The 16,477-nt window shown below is 59.2% G+C and carries 15 protein-coding genes; 7 read left to right on the plus strand and 8 right to left on the minus strand.

All coding sequences use genetic code 11. From position 1 onward, the window contains the following. Nucleotides 1–4 precede the first annotated feature (4 nt). Entirely contained in the window at nt 5–394 is a 390-nt protein-coding gene (locus VO84_RS18375) for a VOC family protein (RefSeq protein ID WP_058189179.1), read from the plus strand. A 21-nt stretch (nt 395–415) separates the two neighbouring features. Here VO84_RS18375 and VO84_RS18380 read toward each other — a convergent pair whose 3' ends face one another. Continuing rightward, nucleotides 416–1,819 carry an APC family permease gene (locus tag VO84_RS18380; protein ID WP_058189180.1) on the minus strand — a complete coding sequence of 468 codons (1,404 nt, stop codon included), beginning with the start codon at nt 1,817–1,819 and terminating at the stop codon, nt 416–418. Between the two features lie 114 nt (nt 1,820–1,933). On the opposite strand from VO84_RS18380, the gene VO84_RS18385 reads away from it, so the two are divergent. Next, the gene (locus VO84_RS18385; RefSeq protein ID WP_058189181.1) at nt 1,934–2,515 is read left to right on the plus strand and encodes a nucleotidyltransferase family protein; all 582 of its coding nucleotides are present in this window, start codon (nt 1,934–1,936) and stop codon (nt 2,513–2,515) included. Nucleotides 2,516–2,889: 374 nt separating this feature from the next. Here VO84_RS18385 and pucL read toward each other — a convergent pair whose 3' ends face one another. The 7 genes from pucL to allB are packed head-to-tail and all read right to left on the minus strand — an operon-like array spanning nt 2,890 to nt 9,288. Beyond that, nucleotides 2,890–3,732, minus strand: coding sequence for a factor-independent urate hydroxylase (gene pucL, locus VO84_RS18390; protein WP_058189182.1), 843 nt, complete (start codon nt 3,730–3,732; stop codon nt 2,890–2,892). A 26-nt stretch (nt 3,733–3,758) separates the two neighbouring features. Next, nucleotides 3,759–4,103, minus strand: coding sequence for a hydroxyisourate hydrolase (uraH, locus tag VO84_RS18395; protein ID WP_058189183.1), 345 nt, complete (start codon nt 4,101–4,103; stop codon nt 3,759–3,761). A 46-nt stretch (nt 4,104–4,149) separates the two neighbouring features. Further along, on the minus strand, nt 4,150–4,662 hold the full coding sequence (gene uraD / locus VO84_RS18400; RefSeq protein WP_058189184.1) for a 2-oxo-4-hydroxy-4-carboxy-5-ureidoimidazoline decarboxylase: 513 nt from the start codon (nt 4,660–4,662) through the stop codon (nt 4,150–4,152). A 10-nt stretch (nt 4,663–4,672) separates the two neighbouring features. Then, the gene (locus VO84_RS18405) at nt 4,673–5,911 is read right to left on the minus strand and encodes a M20 family metallo-hydrolase (RefSeq protein WP_058189185.1); all 1,239 of its coding nucleotides are present in this window, start codon (nt 5,909–5,911) and stop codon (nt 4,673–4,675) included. 4 nt (nt 5,912–5,915) lie between these two features. Further along, nucleotides 5,916–6,656: a (S)-ureidoglycine aminohydrolase gene (allE, locus tag VO84_RS18410; protein WP_058189186.1), complete on the minus strand. Its 741-nt coding sequence runs from the start codon at nt 6,654–6,656 to the stop codon at nt 5,916–5,918. An 11-nt stretch (nt 6,657–6,667) separates the two neighbouring features. After that, complete coding sequence (locus VO84_RS18415) at nt 6,668–7,900, minus strand: allantoate amidohydrolase (protein ID WP_058189390.1); 1,233 nt, start codon at nt 7,898–7,900, stop codon at nt 6,668–6,670. A gap of 26 nt (nt 7,901–7,926) precedes the next feature. Then, on the minus strand, nt 7,927–9,288 hold the full coding sequence (allB, locus tag VO84_RS18420) for an allantoinase AllB (protein WP_058189187.1): 1,362 nt from the start codon (nt 9,286–9,288) through the stop codon (nt 7,927–7,929). Between the two features lie 47 nt (nt 9,289–9,335). On the opposite strand from allB, the gene VO84_RS18425 reads away from it, so the two are divergent. From VO84_RS18425 to VO84_RS18445, 5 genes are all read left to right on the plus strand, one after another. Beyond that, a complete protein-coding gene (locus VO84_RS18425; protein ID WP_058189188.1) occupies nt 9,336–9,815 on the plus strand; it encodes a nucleoside deaminase in 480 nt (159 codons plus the stop codon). 72 nt (nt 9,816–9,887) lie between these two features. After that, nucleotides 9,888–10,625, plus strand: a complete 738-nt coding sequence (locus VO84_RS18430) for a hypothetical protein (protein ID WP_058189189.1) — start codon at nt 9,888–9,890, stop codon at nt 10,623–10,625. 200 nt (nt 10,626–10,825) lie between these two features. Then, nucleotides 10,826–11,581 (plus strand): ABC transporter ATP-binding protein, encoded by a 756-nt coding sequence (locus VO84_RS18435; protein WP_082662148.1) that lies wholly within the window; start codon nt 10,826–10,828, stop codon nt 11,579–11,581. A gap of 355 nt (nt 11,582–11,936) precedes the next feature. Further along, nucleotides 11,937–14,402, plus strand: a complete 2,466-nt coding sequence (locus VO84_RS18440) for an ATP-dependent Clp protease ATP-binding subunit (RefSeq protein WP_058189190.1) — start codon at nt 11,937–11,939, stop codon at nt 14,400–14,402. A 117-nt stretch (nt 14,403–14,519) separates the two neighbouring features. Next, nucleotides 14,520–16,451, plus strand: coding sequence for a CocE/NonD family hydrolase (locus tag VO84_RS18445; RefSeq protein WP_058189191.1), 1,932 nt, complete (start codon nt 14,520–14,522; stop codon nt 16,449–16,451). Nucleotides 16,452–16,477: the final 26 nt, after the last annotated feature.

The following is a 16,477-nucleotide window of genomic DNA, read 5'->3' on the forward strand; positions in this document are numbered from 1 at the left end:
CGCTATGAAGATTGATCGTATTGATCATCTAGTGTTGACTGTGATGGATATTAAGCGCACCTGCGCGTTCTATCAATCAGTGCTTGGATTTCAAGTAGTCACTTTTGGGGATGGCCGCAAGGCATTGCAATCTGGTGCGCATAAATTGAACCTGCATGAACTGGGGAAAGATTTATTTGGGCCAAAAGCAGCTGTGCCGATGCCGGGAGCAATTGATATTTGCTTCATCACAGACGTGCCGATTGATGAGGTTCTGCGAGAGTTACGTGAAAAGGGTGTGGCTGTGGAGGAAGGGCCGGTTGAGCGTGAAGGCGCGGCCGGCGCATTGCTTTCGGTGTATCTACGCGATCCAGATTGGAATCTGATCGAGATTTCTAACTACATCATTGAATAATTTGATTTTGCGTGTCGCAGATCAGGATGATGTTGTGCGGGAGGACCTGCGAGTGAATAGATATACGAGCAGGCCCAGGACGATATAGCCGAGATAGATTTCGGGGATGGTGCGGCCGTGAACGGCGTCCGATGCGGATTGCAGATCGAAGATGGCGATGAGCAGCATGACGACAACGGTGATGGCGCTGATGGCTGCAATGCCCAGTGAGTGCTGGCCGGCGGCGCGGCGTGCGAAGGGCAGTGCTGCGGCCATGAGCGCGTAGACGGTGAGAAATCCAAAGACTGAAAGCGAGCCGGCGAGGTCGTAGATATCGAGCGGGCTGACGTGACGCAGCGTAAGCACAATAGTTCCGAGGAAGATGAGTGTGGCGGATACGAAGATGGCTGCGCCGGGCGTGCCGTGGCGCTTGCTGGTGCGTTCGAGGGCGTGCGGCATGAGGCGCTCATGCGCCATTTTGATAATCAGGCGTGAGGATGCGTTAATGCAGGCGAGGACGCAGGCGAACATGCTGACCATTGCGCCGATGTCGATGGCGACGCCGAGTGGTGCGATGCCGCCGATGGCGGCGAGCTGATGCAGAGGGCTTGTGGCGTCACTGAGCTTTCCGCCGATGGCATGGAAGCCGAGCACCTGCGAGTACGAGCAGAGCATGAAGAATGCGCCGATGAGCAGGGCGCAGAGGAGCACGGCGCGTGGGATGGTGCGGAGTGGGTCGCGTGCTTCAGCGCCGAGAGACGTGGCGGACTCAAAGCCGACGAAGCTGAAGATGGCGAGGACGAGCGCGGGACCGAGTGACGGAAAGGTCATGCCTTTGAGGCTGAGCTGATCCCAGTCGAGGCGCAGGCCGAAGTGGAAGACGAGGGCCGCGAGAATGATGAGGATGGTGGCGACGCTGATGGCTTCAATCCAGAGCATGACTTCCGCGGAGAGCTTGACGTCTCGCCAGGCGATATATGCGGAGATGGCGCAGACGAGCGCGAGGATGAGCAAAGCTGGCGCGGACCAGTGGAGGAACTGCTGTGAGAGGATGACGGCGTAGTAGAGAGCACCGGCGGCGACGGATGCGCCGGTGGCGACGTAGGCGAGAAGCAGCGCCCAGGCGGCGATGGCTCCGAAGACGGGTGGCAGCGTGCTGGAGGTATAGGAGTAAAGCGAGCCGGGCGAGGCGGAGATGCGCGCAAAACGGCTGACGCAGAAGCCGACGAGAAGGATGGCAATGGTGGCGAGGAGATAGACGAACCAGGTGGCGTTGCCGGCGAGCGCGAAGACGAGCGGGATGGTGAGCGAGGGCGTGGCTGTGGGCGCGACGGCGGAGATAGATTGCGCGAGGGTTTCAAGAGGGCCGAGGACGCCGGCATGGAGACCGTAGTTTTTTGTAGCGGGCTGTTCCACGTATGCGGAGGTGGTTGTTGGATCGGCCACTGAGGTCCTTTGGGTGAGCTGGTTTTGTCTATCTATCGAGTGTTGCAAATTGTATCTAAAGATGGCGTGTTGGGGATGGATGGTTTGGGGCGGATGGTTCTAGACTGAGGGGCGATGAAGGTTGGAGCGATCATTCTGGCGGCGGGAGCGAGCCGGCGGCTGGGGCGGGCGAAGCAGCTTATTTCCTATGAGGGTGAGATGTTGCTGACTCGGGTTTTGAGGCTGGTGCGTGAGGCTTGTTTGGCGCATACCGTGGTGGTGCTTGGCGCGGAGCGTGAGGCGATTGCTGCGGCGGTGGATTTGAGCGGGGTGCGCGTGGTGAGAAATGAAGACTGGGTGCGCGGGATTGCGGGTTCGATTCATGCGGGGCTGCGGGCGCTGGAGGAAGTTGATGCGGATGTGGATGGGGCGCTGATTTTGACGTGCGATCAGCCGCGGTTGAGTGTTTCGCATTTGCGGGCATTGGTTGCGGCGTTTGATGCGCGGGGTGGACGGGATATTGCGGCGTCAGAGTATGCGGGTGGAGTTGGTGTGCCGGCGATTTTTCCGCGCTGCATGTTTGCGGAACTGTATGCGCTGAGTGGGGATAAGGGGGCGCGGGTGCAGCTGAAAGATGCGCGCGTTGTGATGCGAGTGGATTTTCCGGGTGGGGAAGTGGATGTGGATACGCCGGAGGATCTGGAGGCGTTGGAGTAGGGGCGAGTGACGAAGGGCTAAGGACGAAAGAGCGAAAGCAGATCCTTCGACTCACCACCCCCGAACTCTGCCCCAAAGAGCAAAAGACCGCTCTTTGGGGACCCCTGAAGGACGTTTGGGGCCCATTTGCTCAGAATGACATGGTTTGCTTTTGTGCTATCCCACCCTTGCGACAAAACAAAGACGTCGCAAGAATGGGGCACCCGAATGTGGGGGGGTGAACGAACGAAAAACAAATACAAAAACAACCGCAGGTCCTTCGACTTGTTTGGCGCGCACGCGCCAAACTTCGCTCAGGATGACATAGCTTTAGGCACTCGCTCAAGATGACATCACTTTATTCAAGTGAGTGTTTATTCCTGGCAGCATAATTTCTAGCGTTCGATGGTGGCTTCGATGTAGCCGTGGGGCTCGTCGATGGGAACGAAGATGTGGTTGGGATTGTCCTGGCCGAAGGGTGTGAGATTGGCGAGCAGGTGATGGAGATTGGGCATGGTGAGGGTGATGCGCGTGATCTCAGGCGCGGCGGCGAGCGCGGCCTGGCCCATGTCGAAGAGGGTGTGTTGGACGGATTGGCTATCGTGGGCGGCGAAGGTTTTGAGGAGGGCGGCTACGATGCGGCTGCGGACTTGGGCGAATGGTGCGGTGTTGGAGGTATAGTCCCATGTGGCGGTGGCGGCGGTGCCGAAGATGCGGTCTGTGGCGGGCTGGAGCGTGGTGAGCTTGTCGACGATGTAGCCGGTGAAGGCGGACTTGGTGGTTTTGAGGATGGTGAGGTCCTGGATGCCAGAGGTAATTTGCCAAGGCTCGTCTTGCCGACGTGCGGCGTGAGTGGTTTGGAGCTCGGGGCCGCCGAGTTTGAAAGTGGTGGGTTCTTCTGTGTTGTTAAGGACGAGACGCTCCCAGGCTTTGCTGGTGATTTCGATGCTGACAGCGGAGACATGCGCGTTGTTCGAGAGGAAATGATCGCCGAGCTCCATGGCGAACTCTTCCATGGTTTCGAATTTGGAAGAGCGGGCGATGGAGTAGACGGTGTTCTTCATGGTGTCAGTGGGCAGAAGGCTGCTGTTGTCTGCTTGAGTGAAGCTGGTTTCGAAGTCGCCGCGGAGAAGAACGCTGACGGTCCACTCTGAAAAATCATGACGGTCGCCGTGGCGTGTGATGCGCGAGAGGCGGATGCGCGATTTTCCGTAGCGGTTTTCTCCAAGATGGGCCATGGTTCCTCTTCTGGCTTGGACTTTGATCAGCTTCCGCGATAGGTGGTGTAGCTGTTGTCACTGAGCAAAAGCGGCAGGTGGTAGTGGGCTTCGCCGTTGCACTGGAACTGGATGGTGATGTCGAGATAGATGCTGGTGCGGCCACGGTGGGTGAAGTAGGAGTGGACGTCGAAACGGAGGCGATAGAGGCCTTCGGGTGCCTCGGCCGCGAGGTGGTGGCAGCGGCCGTCGGGGTCGGTAGCGCCACGAGCGATGGATTGCCATTGTTCTGAGCCGTCGGTGCCGGGAAGCCATTTATCGAGGCGGACGGGAATGCCGGGGGCGGGTTTGCCGGTCACTGTGTCGAGGACGTGTGTGGAGATTGAGCTCATGGTGTGGACCTGACTCCGAGATTAACCTGTCGAATTGATTGTGGCGCTACTCTGTTAGCCATTTTTTTAAGCGGATGTGAGTGATCTGGCGCTGCTGTTCGGCAGCTTCGCTGAGTTCGGTGGGGCGGTCGCTTGAAAGGCGGCGTTCGAGGATGGCTAGCATTTCGTCTGCGGATTTGCCGGTGGCGCAGACGATGTAGGTGAAGCCGAAGCGTTCTTCGTATTGCGTGTTGAGGATGACGAGATGCGCGAGGGTTTGCTCGGTGGCGGATTGCGTGGAGGATTGTTCCTGGTTCGACCAGGATGCGGATTGGGTTGAGGCGTGCTGGGCGGGTTTGCGCGAGCCGATGCGGGGGTGGCAGGCGAAGGCTTGGAGCCAGTCGGATTCCTGCATCTCAGACCAGATTGTGTCGGCGGTTTCGTAGAGAGATTGGGGAGTGGGGATGGGGCGTGCGGCGACCATGGCCGTGGCCCAGCGGGTTGCGCCGCAGCAGGCGAGCATGGCGCTGAGGGCAGTTTGCTCAGGGGCGTCGTTCCATGCGGTCAGGATTGGGTTCATTCTGGGCCGTTCATGAGGCGAGGGCGGCGAGTGTGCGGGCGAGGACGTGGACGCCGGAGCCAATCCATTCGGGTGAGGCATATTCGTCGGGACGATGGCTTACGCCGCCGCGACAGGGGATGAAGAGCATGGCTACGGGTGCAATGCGGGCAATGAAGAGCGAGTCGTGGTAGGCGCGGCTGACCATGCGCCTGTAGCTCTTGCCGGAGGCTTTGCATGCGTCTTCAAGCGCGGCGAGGATGGATTCGTCGCATGTGGCGGGCGGGTCGGAGTTGACGATTTCGGTGGTGATGCGGACGTTGCGCTTCGAGGCTGTCTGGTTGCAGGCGGATTGGATTTCGGTAAGGACGTGGTCGCGGCGGGTGGCGTCGATGTCGCGGACGTCCACTTCGAGTTTTACGCGCGAAGGGACGGAGTTGACTGCGCCGGGGAAGACTTCGCAGACGCCTACGGTGGCGACTGTGTCGACTACGCCGGTGGATTTGGAGGCGGATTCGACGGCGAGGATGATTTCAGATGCTGCGGCGAGGGCGTCCCGGCGCACGGGCATGAGCATGGCTCCGGCGTGGCCGCCTTCGCCTTCAATGAGGATGCGGAGGCTGGCGGGGGCGGCGATGTGGGCGACGAGGCCGATGTCGATGGATTCCGCTTCGAGGGTTGGGCCTTGCTCGATGTGGAGCTCGATGAATTGATGGAAGCGGTTGGGTGGGAGAGCGACAGATTCGAGAGAGCCGGGGAAGTTGGCGGCGGCGCGGAGTTCGTCCAGTGTGCGGCCTTCTTTATCGCGGAGGGTGGCGGCTTTTTGGAGAGAGAGCGCGCCGGAGATCATGCGAGAGCCGAGGCAGCCGATGCCGAAGCGCGTGGGTTCCTCGGATGTGAAGATGACTAGTTCGATGGAGCGGCGCGGGGTGAAGCCGAGCGCTTGCAGGACGCGGATGGCTTCAAGGCCGCCGAGGACGCCGACGCAGCCGTCGTAGAGGCCGGCGTTAGGGATGGCGTCGATGTGTGAGCCGGTGCCGATGGGGGCGAGCGAGGGATCGGAGCCGGGCCAGCGGGCGAAGGTGTTGCCGATGGGGTCCTCGTGGATGGTGAGGCCGGCGGCGGTGCAGAGATTCTTGACGTAGGCGCGGGCGCGGAGATCGGCTTCGCTGAACACGACGCGAGTGACGACGGGGGGCTCGGCCTCAGAGATCTGGCCGAGGGTCAGGAGCTCGTGGATGAGATTGTCGGTGGTGAGTGTGGGAGCCATGGGTTTATTCGCCTAGTGGGTGACGGCGCGAATCTTTGTAGATGAGGTATTTGGCGGCCTGCTTGCCGAGCGCGCCGAACCACTGCGGGCAGTATGGGGCCATGTAGATGAAGTCGCCGGCCTGGACGGGGTACCAGTGGTCGCCGAGGCGGTAGATGCCGCTGCCCTGCAGCATGAGAAGGCCGTGCTCCATGATGTGGATTTCGACCATGGGGAGGGCTGCGCCTGGATCGTAGGTCATGATGTTGACCGCGAAGTCGTGGGCGGGGGCGTCGGGGATGAGGGGCTGGACGCGAAGGGCGTCGTCGCCGGGGACGGCTATGGCGGCGGGGACGTTGGCCTGGTTACCGATGATGAGCTTTGGAGCTTCGGAGGTGCTGGTGAGCTCGTAGGGTTTTTCTATGATGGCGGCGCGGGATTTGGTGACGGCGGTGACGGTGTGGGGCGTGGCTTCGGGGATGTAGGCGAAGTGGCCTTCGGTGAGGGTGTGCTGATGGCTATCGATGCTGAGCGTTAGTTCGCCTTCGAGGACGTAGAGGAAGCGCTGGGCTGGCGCGGGGGCGAGGGTGCCGTTGGGCGCGAATTCGGCGGTGAACTGGGTGAATTCTGCGCCGAGCTGTGGGGCGGCGTGGATGATGAATTCGACGCCGGGGGCGCTATTGAGCGCTGTGCGGACGAAGGTGTCGGGGGTTTGGAGGAGATGGTCGTGTTTGAGGCTGCTGCGTGTGTGGCCAAGATGTTGCACGGTGACCTCGTTTAGGTGTTGTTGATTGTAGCGAAGATGCGTTCCAGAAAGTTGGCGGCGACGTGGAGGGCGGCTTCGACGTCTTGCTCGCGGACGGATTCTGCGGGATGGTGGCTGATGCCGCCGGGAGAGCGGAGGAAGAGCATGGTGGTAGGAATGCGGGCGGCGAGGATCATGGCGTCATGGCCTGCGCCGCTGGTGAGAATGCGGGCAGGGAGGCCGGTGGATTCGAGGGCGGCGGTTAGGTTGGCGGTGAGAGCAAGATCCATGGGTATGGCGGGTTCGTTCATGGTCTGGGTGAACTGGGCGGTGAGACCGCGGCGCTGAGCGATGGATTGAGCTTGAGCGATGAGGGCTTCGACGGCGACGGTACGGATGGGGTCGCTTGGGTGGCGGAGGTCGAGAGTGGTGTGGACAGTGCCGGGGATGACGTTGGTGGCATTGGGGTCGGCAAAGATTTTGCCGACAGTGGCGACGAGGGATGGCGTACTGTTGGCGTGGGTTTCGACCGCGGTGATCCATTCGGCGGCTGCGGCGAGGGCGTCATGGCGCAGGTGCATGGGGGTGGTTCCCGCATGGTTGGCGTGGCCGGTGAAGGTGAGGGTGCCGCGGGTTTGGCCGACGATGGAAGTGACTGCGGCGAGCTGCAGATCTTCTGCTTCGAGGATGGGGCCTTGCTCGATATGGATTTCCAGGAAGCCGAGGGTCTGTTGCGGCTCGATGGCGGCAGAGGGGATTTGCGTGGGATCGAGGCCGAAGGAGCGGATTGCTTCTGACATGGGGATGCCGTCGGCGTCTTCATAGGCGAGGAGTTTTTCATCGAAGGTGCCGGCGACGGCGCGGCTGCCGAGGAACGGGATGCCGTAGCGGACGCCTTCTTCTTCGCTGAAGGCGATGACTTCGATGCTGAGAGGGAGTTGGCGCTCCTGCACGATTTCGACGAGTTCGAGGGCGAGGGTGACACCGAGGATGCCGTCGAAGGGGCCGGCGTCGGGAACGGTGTCGATATGGGAGCCGATGAGGAAGCGTTTAGCGGGTGCGTTGGCGGGTTGATGGATGCCTCGGAGGTTGCCGGCTGCGTCCGTTTGGACAGTCATGCCGAGGGCTTCCATGCGCTGTCGGAGATGGGTATGGACGGCGTGGACGGGCGGGGTGAGGAAGCGGCGGGTGATGTGGGCGGGCTCCTCTGTGAAAGTGGCGAGGGTGTGGCACTCGGAGATGGCTCGGACCGACTGGGCATGCATGGGGCGGGATTTTATTGTCTGGTCCATTACGGTTTTGTGAGGTCTTTTCCGTGCGGCTGTGGGCTCCATGTGCCGTTTGCGTAGATTTTTTCACCGCCGAGCCAGGTTTCGAGGATGCGGCCACGGAGGCTTGCGCCGAGATAAGGCGAGATTTTGTGGCGGAAATTGAGGCCGGATTCGGTGACGGTCCAGGTGATGTCAGGATCAAAGATGGCGAAATCGGCGTCTGCGCCGGGGCGAAGTGCGCCTTTGCTATGGAGGCCAGCGAGGCGCGCGGGGGCGGCGGCGAGCCATTCGGCGATGTGGATAAGAGCAGATTCGTGGTTGAAGTTTCGCTCGAGGATTCCGGTCCAAATGATTGATATAGCTAGGCCAAGCGAAGCGACGCCGCCCCAGACTGAGTCGAAGCGGCCTTCTTCCTGATTCTTCATTGCGGGCGGGCATGGGGAGTGGTCGGTGGCGATGAAGTCGATGAGGCCGGTGAAGAGGGCTTGCCAGAGGGCTTCGCGGTTCTGTGCGCTGCGGATGGGCGGGGCGCATTTGTATTCGGTTGCGCCGTCGGGGATTTCTTCGGCGGCGAACCAGAGATAGTGTGGGCAGGTTTCTACGGTGATGGGCAGGCCTCGCTGGCGGGCTTCGGCTAGCAGCGGGAGAGCTTCAGCACTGGAGAGATGGACGATGTGGATTGGGGTCTGGAACTCTTCCGCTAGCTGGATTAGGAGGCGGATGGCTTCGACTTCGGAGGAGTCGGGACGTGAGGTGAGCCATGTGGAGTATAGACGCCAATCTGCATTTGTGGCGCTGAGTTTAGCTGTGGCAGCTTCAACTGATGCTTTAAGTTCTGCATGGGCAAGAAGGGGTAGATTTGTGCCTTCAAGTTTGGTGAGGGCGGCGCGGAGATCGGATTCGTCGACCCAGGCGAAGCCTTCAATGCCGGAGTGGATGAGGAAGCATTTGAAACCGTGGACGCCGGCGGCGATGAGTTCGGGGATTTCGTCGGCGTTGCCGTGGACGACTCCGCCCCATGCGGCCCAGTCTGTCCAGGCGTTGTGGCGGGCGGCTGCGCGTTTTTCTTCGAGGGCAGCTGCGGTGATGGTTTCCGGGATGCAGTTGAGAGGCATGTCGACGAGCGTGGTGACACCGCCGGAGGCTGCTGCGCGGGTGGCGGTCCCGAAGCCTTCCCAGTCGCGGCCGGGATCGTTGATGTGGACGTGAGTATCGACGAGGCCGGGAAGGAGGACGAGGTCGCCAAAGTCGTGGAGGATTGCGCCGGGGGTGTGTGCGTCCCATAGATGTATGGCGGTGATTTTGCCTGCGTCTACGAGGACCGTGGCGGGGCGAACGCCTTCCGGTGTGACGACTCGGGTTGAGCGGAATGCCTGTGCCATACTGTGTTTACTTTTGTAGCAGAGTGAATACGAGACGAGGCACAAACATGCCAGCTGGGCCGAATTCTGAGTTTTTGCGCCGGGCGATTGCGCTGGCTACCGAGAATGTGACGAGCGGGCGTGGTGGGCCGTTTGGCGCGGTGATTGTGCGGGACGGGAAGATTGTGGGTGAGGGCGCGAATTCCGTCACGGCTGCGAGTGATCCGACGGCGCATGCGGAGGTGAATGCGATTCGCGCGGCGGCGAAGGCGTTAGGGACGTTTGTGCTGGATGGGTGCGAGCTGTATACAAGCTGCGAGCCCTGTCCGATGTGCCTGGCGGCGAGCTACTGGGCTCGGCTGGATGCGGTTTATTATGGAGCGAACGCGGCGGATGCGGCACGGGCGGGATTTGACGATGCGTTTCTGTATGCGGAGTTTAAGAAGGACCAGCCGGAGAGGACGCTGCCTGCGGTGCAGTTGCTGAGCGGTGAGGCTTGGGACAGTTTTGCGGCTTGGATTGCTTCGCCGAATAAGGTGGAGTATTAGGGCCGATAAAAGCAAAAACAAGAGTAACCGCCACTCCGACAGATGGGATGCACCTAACAAAAGAGGAATAGTATGCGGCTTGTTGCCCCGGGAAAAATCCTGTTCTTCGTTCTTCTGTTTCTCACGGCGGAGCAGATTTTCACTCAATCCCCGTCCCAGGCTGCCGAAAGCCCAAATTTTGTGAGCGCGAAAATTTCTCTCTATGAGTTTGGAAGGCGTCAATCGTCATGGCTAACGAATCACCCCGAACTGGCAACAGAGGTAGTTGTTACCAGATCACTGCTTCCATATAATCAACATGATAAAAACGTTAATAGAAATTACCGGCTGAGCTATCCCACCCTCGACATATATTCCTCCGCGGGTGTGCCTCTCTATTTCAGCGATTCCTCTGAAGAAAATGTGAAGGTGATCGATGCGCTTCCTCAGGTAATCCCTGAGCCGGACTTGAACCCTAAATATCAAGTCCGTCCTTCGCTGCGTGAAGTTCTAGCCATGGTTCCTGGTATTCTGCGCAGCGATTGGGCTACTCCGGCACAGATCGACTACACAATCTTTGTCGTTTCTTTTGACCGCACTAATGTCAGCGTCAGTCAGGCTACTAAAAAGGCCGTCCTACAACAGAATATGAATGCAAGCGGCCCGAAGATTCGAGCGATTCAAGAGCCCTGTGCGCACCCAGAAGATGGCCAAAAGATTGCTCTCGCCCATCAAGCTGCCAATCAGGCTCAGGAGGACGCTGTTGAACGGCTGAAGGCGCGGCTGAATGGGGCGAGGATTCGGGTGATTGAAGTTCGCCTGGTGCAGTGAGATTGTTACGGAATCGGTTGTTTGACAGTGGACAGAAAGCTGCCGTTTTATCCCCCGGCGGATTCGACTCACTCATCGTGCGCAGGGCCTTACTGGGCGTTCCCGAATTGGGGTGAAGACGAGTTTCTGTCCTGTTTTCAACGGGAATCTTTGGGGTGGGCGAGCGGGGCGATTTCGGCAGGTTAAAATTAGATGTACGGATGAACCTGACTTCTCCAGCGGCTGCCACGCAGGCTTCCCGCGCTGTGCGGGAGCAGGAGTTGCGGGCAGCGGAATCTCCGGCTGTTCTGGTACGCAATCTTGAAAAAACTTATGTGACTGCTCGTGGTGAGCTGACGCTTTTTCGCGCTTTGGACCTGGTGGTTGCGCCCGGGGAACTGATTGCAATTGTGGGCCAGTCCGGGACAGGAAAAAGCACGCTCCTGCACATTCTTGGCGCGCTTGATGCGCCTTCCGCGGGAACTGTATACTGCGCGTCAACCAATATTGCGGAATTGAAATCGAAAGAGGCAGCTGCCTTTCGCAATCGCTCGATTGGGTATGTCTGGCAGTTTCATTACCTGTTGCCAGAGTTTACGGCGCAGGAGAACGTGGCGATGCCGCTGTTGGCGCGCGGCTTAACGAAACGGGATGCGATGGCGCAGGCGGCGAGCTGGTTAAGGGAAGTTGGCCTGGAGGAGCGCGCGGCGCATCGGCCGGGAGAGCTTTCGGGCGGTGAGCAGCAGCGCGTGGCGCTGGCTCGGGCGCTGGTGAACAATCCCCGTTTGCTGTTGGCGGATGAGCCGACGGGCGATCTGGATGAGACGACGGCCGGGCAGATTTTCGATTTGATTCAACGGGTTCATGCCTCGCATGGGCTTACCTCAATCCTTGTAACCCACAACATGGAGCTTGCTGCCCGATGTACCAGGACGCTTCGCCTGGAGGGCGGCCGGCTTATGGAAGTTCACCCTTAACACAACTGGACCAGACGCAACAAGACAGGGGAAGCCGGGTCCGCAGAGAGTAATGAAGCGTTCAGACCGCTGGATGAGTCTGAATGAATAACAACGCGCCAGGAAGGCTGCCGGCAGGATGGCAGATTTCCGACAGGATGGATGGGGCAGAGGGCGGATACAGAGCTCAAAGCCGGCGGAAAACCTTCCGCACCGTCTTAATTCGCTGTTCCGGAGCAGGAATTCTTTTTAGCTCGAGGCTCTGGGCGGCACTGTTTTTCACCGGGATTGAGGACGCAGAGGCTGATGCCGGTACTGGACGGTATTGAACTGGACAGCCATCTGGGCCGATAAGCCCGGCACAAGGGAGAACACCATGTTCGAACGCTATACGGAGAAGGCGCGGCGCGTTATCTTCTTTGCGCGGTATGAGGCAAGCCAGTTTGGCTCGCCGTATATCGAGACGGAACACCTGCTGCTAGGCTTGCTGCGCGAAGACAAGCAGCTTACTAACCGCTTTTTACGTTCTCATGCCTCGGTGGAATCGATTCGGAAGCAAATCGAAGCACATACGACGATCCGTGAAAAGGTTTCGACCTCGGTGGACCTGCCACTTTCCAACGAATGCAAGCGTGTGCTGGCGTACGCGGCTGAAGAGGCTGAGCGGCTGGGCCACAAGCATATTGGAACGGAACACTTGCTGCTGGGGTTGCTGAGGGAAGAGAAATGTTTTGCCTCAGAGATTCTGCAGGAGCGCGGGCTGAAGCTGGCGCAGATTCGCGATGAGCTGGCGCGCGTGACGCAGGAGAAGGCTCCTGCGCAGCAAAGGCAGCGTGAGTCGAGCTTACTGGCGGAGTTCAGCCGTGATCTGACGCAGGCGGCGATGGATACACAGCTTGATCCGCTTGTTGGACGGGATGGCGAGCTGGAGCGCGTGATTCAGATTCTGTGCCGGAGAACGAAGAACAATCCTGTGCTGATTGGCGAGCCGGGCGTGGGTAAGACGGCGATTGTGGAAGGGCTGGCGCAGCGAATTTCAGATGGCGAGGTTCCGACTTTTCTGGCCGACAAGAAAGTGCTGGCACTGGATCTCTCGCTGATTGTGGCTGGCACGAAGTATCGCGGCCAGTTTGAAGAGCGGCTGAAGACGATCATGAAAGAGCTGATGGAGAATCAGAATTCCATTATCTTTATCGATGAGCTGCACACGCTGGTGGGCGCAGGTTCGGCGGAGGGTTCGCTGGATGCGGCGAACATTCTGAAGCCGGCGCTGAGCCGCGGCGAGATTCAGTGCATTGGCGCGACGACACCGGCTGAGTACCGCAAGTCGATTGAGAAGGATCGCTCGCTGGAGCGGCGCTTTCAGGCTGTGAAGGTTCCGCCACCGAATGAGGCGGATGCGATCAAGATCATCATGGGCATCAAGGACCGCTATGAGAAGTTTCATGCGGTGAGCTATACGGATGCGGCGATTGAGTTCGCGGTGTCGCACTCGAATCGATATATTCCGGACCGGTTTTTGCCGGATAAGGCGATTGACCTGATTGATGAGGCCGGCGCGCGAGTGAAGCTGCGTCAGACTTCGTTGCCGGAGGAGATTACCGAGGTTCAGAAGCGGATCAAGTTTATTGTGCACCGCATGGACTCGGCGATTGCGAACCACGAGTTTGAGAAGGCGCGGTTCTACTCCGATGAGGAACGCAAGGAGCGCGAGAATCTGCGTGCGCTGCGCGATAAGTACCACCTGGATGACTCGGCTGCCGGAATTGTGGGGCGCGAGGATATTGAGGATGTGGTGAGCCGGTGGACAGGCGTGCCGGTGACCAGCATCAAGGAAGAAGAGACGCAAAAGCTGCTGCGCGTGGAAGAAGAATTACACAAGCGCGTGATTTCGCAGGAGAAGGCGATTTCAGCGCTGGCGCGGGCGATCCGCAGGTCACGTGCGGGGCTGAAGTCGCCGGCGCGGCCGATTGGTTCGTTCCTGTTTCTGGGACCGACGGGTGTGGGCAAAACAGAGATGGCGCGCACACTTGCGCAGTTTCTGTTTGGCTCAGACAAGGCGCTGATCCGCTTCGACATGTCGGAGTTTATGGAGAAGCATTCAGTGTCGAAGCTGATTGGTTCGCCTCCGGGGTATGTGGGCTATGAGGAGGGCGGTCAGCTTACGGAGCGCGTGAAGCGTTCGCCTTATTCCGTGGTGTTGCTGGATGAGATAGAGAAGGCGCATCCGGATGTGTTCAATCTGCTGCTGCAGGTCTTTGAAGACGGGCAGTTGACGGATGGGCTGGGGAATACGGTCGACTTCAAGAACACGATTCTCATCATGACGTCGAATATTGGCGCGCGGCACTTGCAGAAGAAGCAGGGACTGGGCTTCCAGAGCGAGCGTGACGACCTGGTGACGGAGAAGGTTGAGGAACTGGTCAAGCAGGAGGTCAAGAAGACCTTCAATCCGGAGTTTTTGAACAGACTGGACGAGATCATTCTGTTCCAGTCGCTCTCGGATGGAGACCTGATCCAGATCGTGGAGCTGCTGGTGCAACAACTGAACTCGAACCTGGCGCAGAAGGCGATTACGATTTCTGTGACAGAAGATGCGAAGAAGTGGATTCTGGACAAGACGCTGGCAGACCGCAGCTACGGGGCACGGCCTCTGCGGCGGGCGCTGCAGCGTTATGTGGAGGATCCTCTTTCAGAGGCTCTGATTGCGGGGCAGATTGCAGACCGGCCAGCATTCCTTGAGGTGTATCTGGACAACAACCAGCTGTTCTATCGTCCGGTAAGCCGGGATGATTCCGGAGTCGAAGAGAAGTCCGCTGGCGTATTGTTATACAGCGCGTAAGACTCGACGAGAAACAAAGAAAAGCCCTCGGGAAACCGGGGGCTTTTTGTTGTTGTAGGCTGATTCTATTCCTGACATGGCCGGACGGGCTCGACCAGGACGGCTTGAGAGCGAGAGATGAGACGATACGCGATTCTTGCGGTGATTGCTTCTGTATGCGGAGTGGCTGCGGTGGCGCAGCAGGGCAGTTCGCAAAACGGGCTGCCTGCCGATCAACTGATGCCGGACTTTAAGGCTCCTGTGGTGGAGCGCGATTACGTGAAGCGCGTGGAGATGATTCCGATGCGCGACGGCGTGAAGCTGTACACGGTGATTGTGATTCCCAAGGACGCGAAGGGTGTGCCGATTGTGATGACGCGGACATGCTACAACGCGGCTGCGCGCGCGGAGAGAGCCGACAGTCCAAAGATGATTGAGACGCTGCCGCTGAGCGATGAGGTGTTTGTGAAGGCGGGCTACATTCGCGTGTACCAGGATGTGCGCGGCAAGTATGGCTCAGAGGGGCCGTACGTTATGACGCCGCCGCCGGTGAACTCGGGTTACAACCCGACGGGCGCTGATGATACGACAGATGCGTGGGACACGATTGACTGGCTGGTGAAGAATGTGCCGGAGTCCAATGGGCGCGTGGGTATGATTGGCTCAAGCTATGAAGGCTTTACGGTGGTGATGGCGCTGTTGAATCCACACCCCGCGTTGAAGGTGGCTGCACCGGAGAGCCCGATGGTGGATGGCTGGATGGGCGATGACTGGTTTCATTACGGCGCGTTCCGGCAGCCGAATATTGACTACGCGCTGGGACAGACGACAAAGCGCGGCGCGGGCGCGCATGTGCCGCACCCGAACACGGATGATTACACGGGTTTGCTGGAGGCGGGAAGCGCGGCGGATTTTATGCATTTGCTGGGCGCGGACCAACTGCCTTTTATGAAAGTGGTGATGGACCATCCGGCGTATGACGGGTTTTGGCAGAGCCAGGCGTTGGATAAGCTGATTGCCAAGCAGAAGCTGACGGTGCCGACAATGTGGGAGCAGGGGCTGTGGGATCAGGAAGATATGTGGGGAGCGAACCACAGCTATCGCGCACTGAAGGCAAACGGTACGCAGGACAAGATGAACCACCTGGTGATGGGCCCGTGGTTTCATAGCCAGGTGAACAGGCCGGGGCGCTCGATTGGGCCGCTGACATGGGCGACGGATACGACGGAGCAATGGCGGAGCGATGTGCTGCTACCGTTCTTCAATCAATATTTGAAGCCGGGTTCTCCGAATGCGGAGACACCGAATGTTTGGATCTACGACACGGGGCGGGATAAGTGGGATACGCCGAAAGTGTTTCCGGTGAGCTGCGAGAAGGGCTGCCCGGAGAAGACGAAGGCGCTTTATCTGGGCGCGAATGGGAAGCTTTCGTTTACGGCTCCTACGGCGGAAGATGCGAAGTTTGATGAGTATGTTTCTGATCCTGCGAAGCCGGTGCCGTATCGTCCACGGCCTGTGAGTGGCGGGCCTGGCTGGCAGACGTGGCTGGTGACGGATCAGCGCTTTGTGGATGGGCGGCCGGATGTGGTGACGTATGTTTCCGAACCGCTGAAGGAGCCGATGAAGCTTTCTGGCGAGCCGATGGTGCATCTGGTGGCTTCGACCAGTGGAACGGATTCTGACTGGGTGGTGAAGATTATCGACGCGCAGCCTGAAGTCTCGATTCCACCAACGGATATGAACGGGTACGAGTTGCCGCTGGCGACGGATATTTTTCGCGGGCGCTACCGGACGAGCTTTGAGCATCCGCAGGCGATTGAGGCAAATGTGCCGCTGGAGTATTCATTTGCGCTGCCGATGATCAACCACACGTTTGAGCCGGGGCATCGGATCATGGTGCAGGTGCAATCGACGCTGTTTCCGCTGTATGACCGCAATCCGCAGACATTTGTGCCGAATATCTTCAAGGCAGAGCCGAAGGATTATCAGAAGGTGACGCAGAGGGTTTGGCATATGCCGGGGAATGCGAGCTTCATTAGCCTTCCGGTGGCGGCTGTGGATGGAAAATAGTCAGGGTTCTGGTTTGGAGTGCAAAG

It is taken from the genome of Occallatibacter gabretensis (assembly GCF_001449115.1).
GTDB lineage: Bacteria > Acidobacteriota > Terriglobia > Terriglobales > Acidobacteriaceae > Telmatobacter > Telmatobacter gabretensis.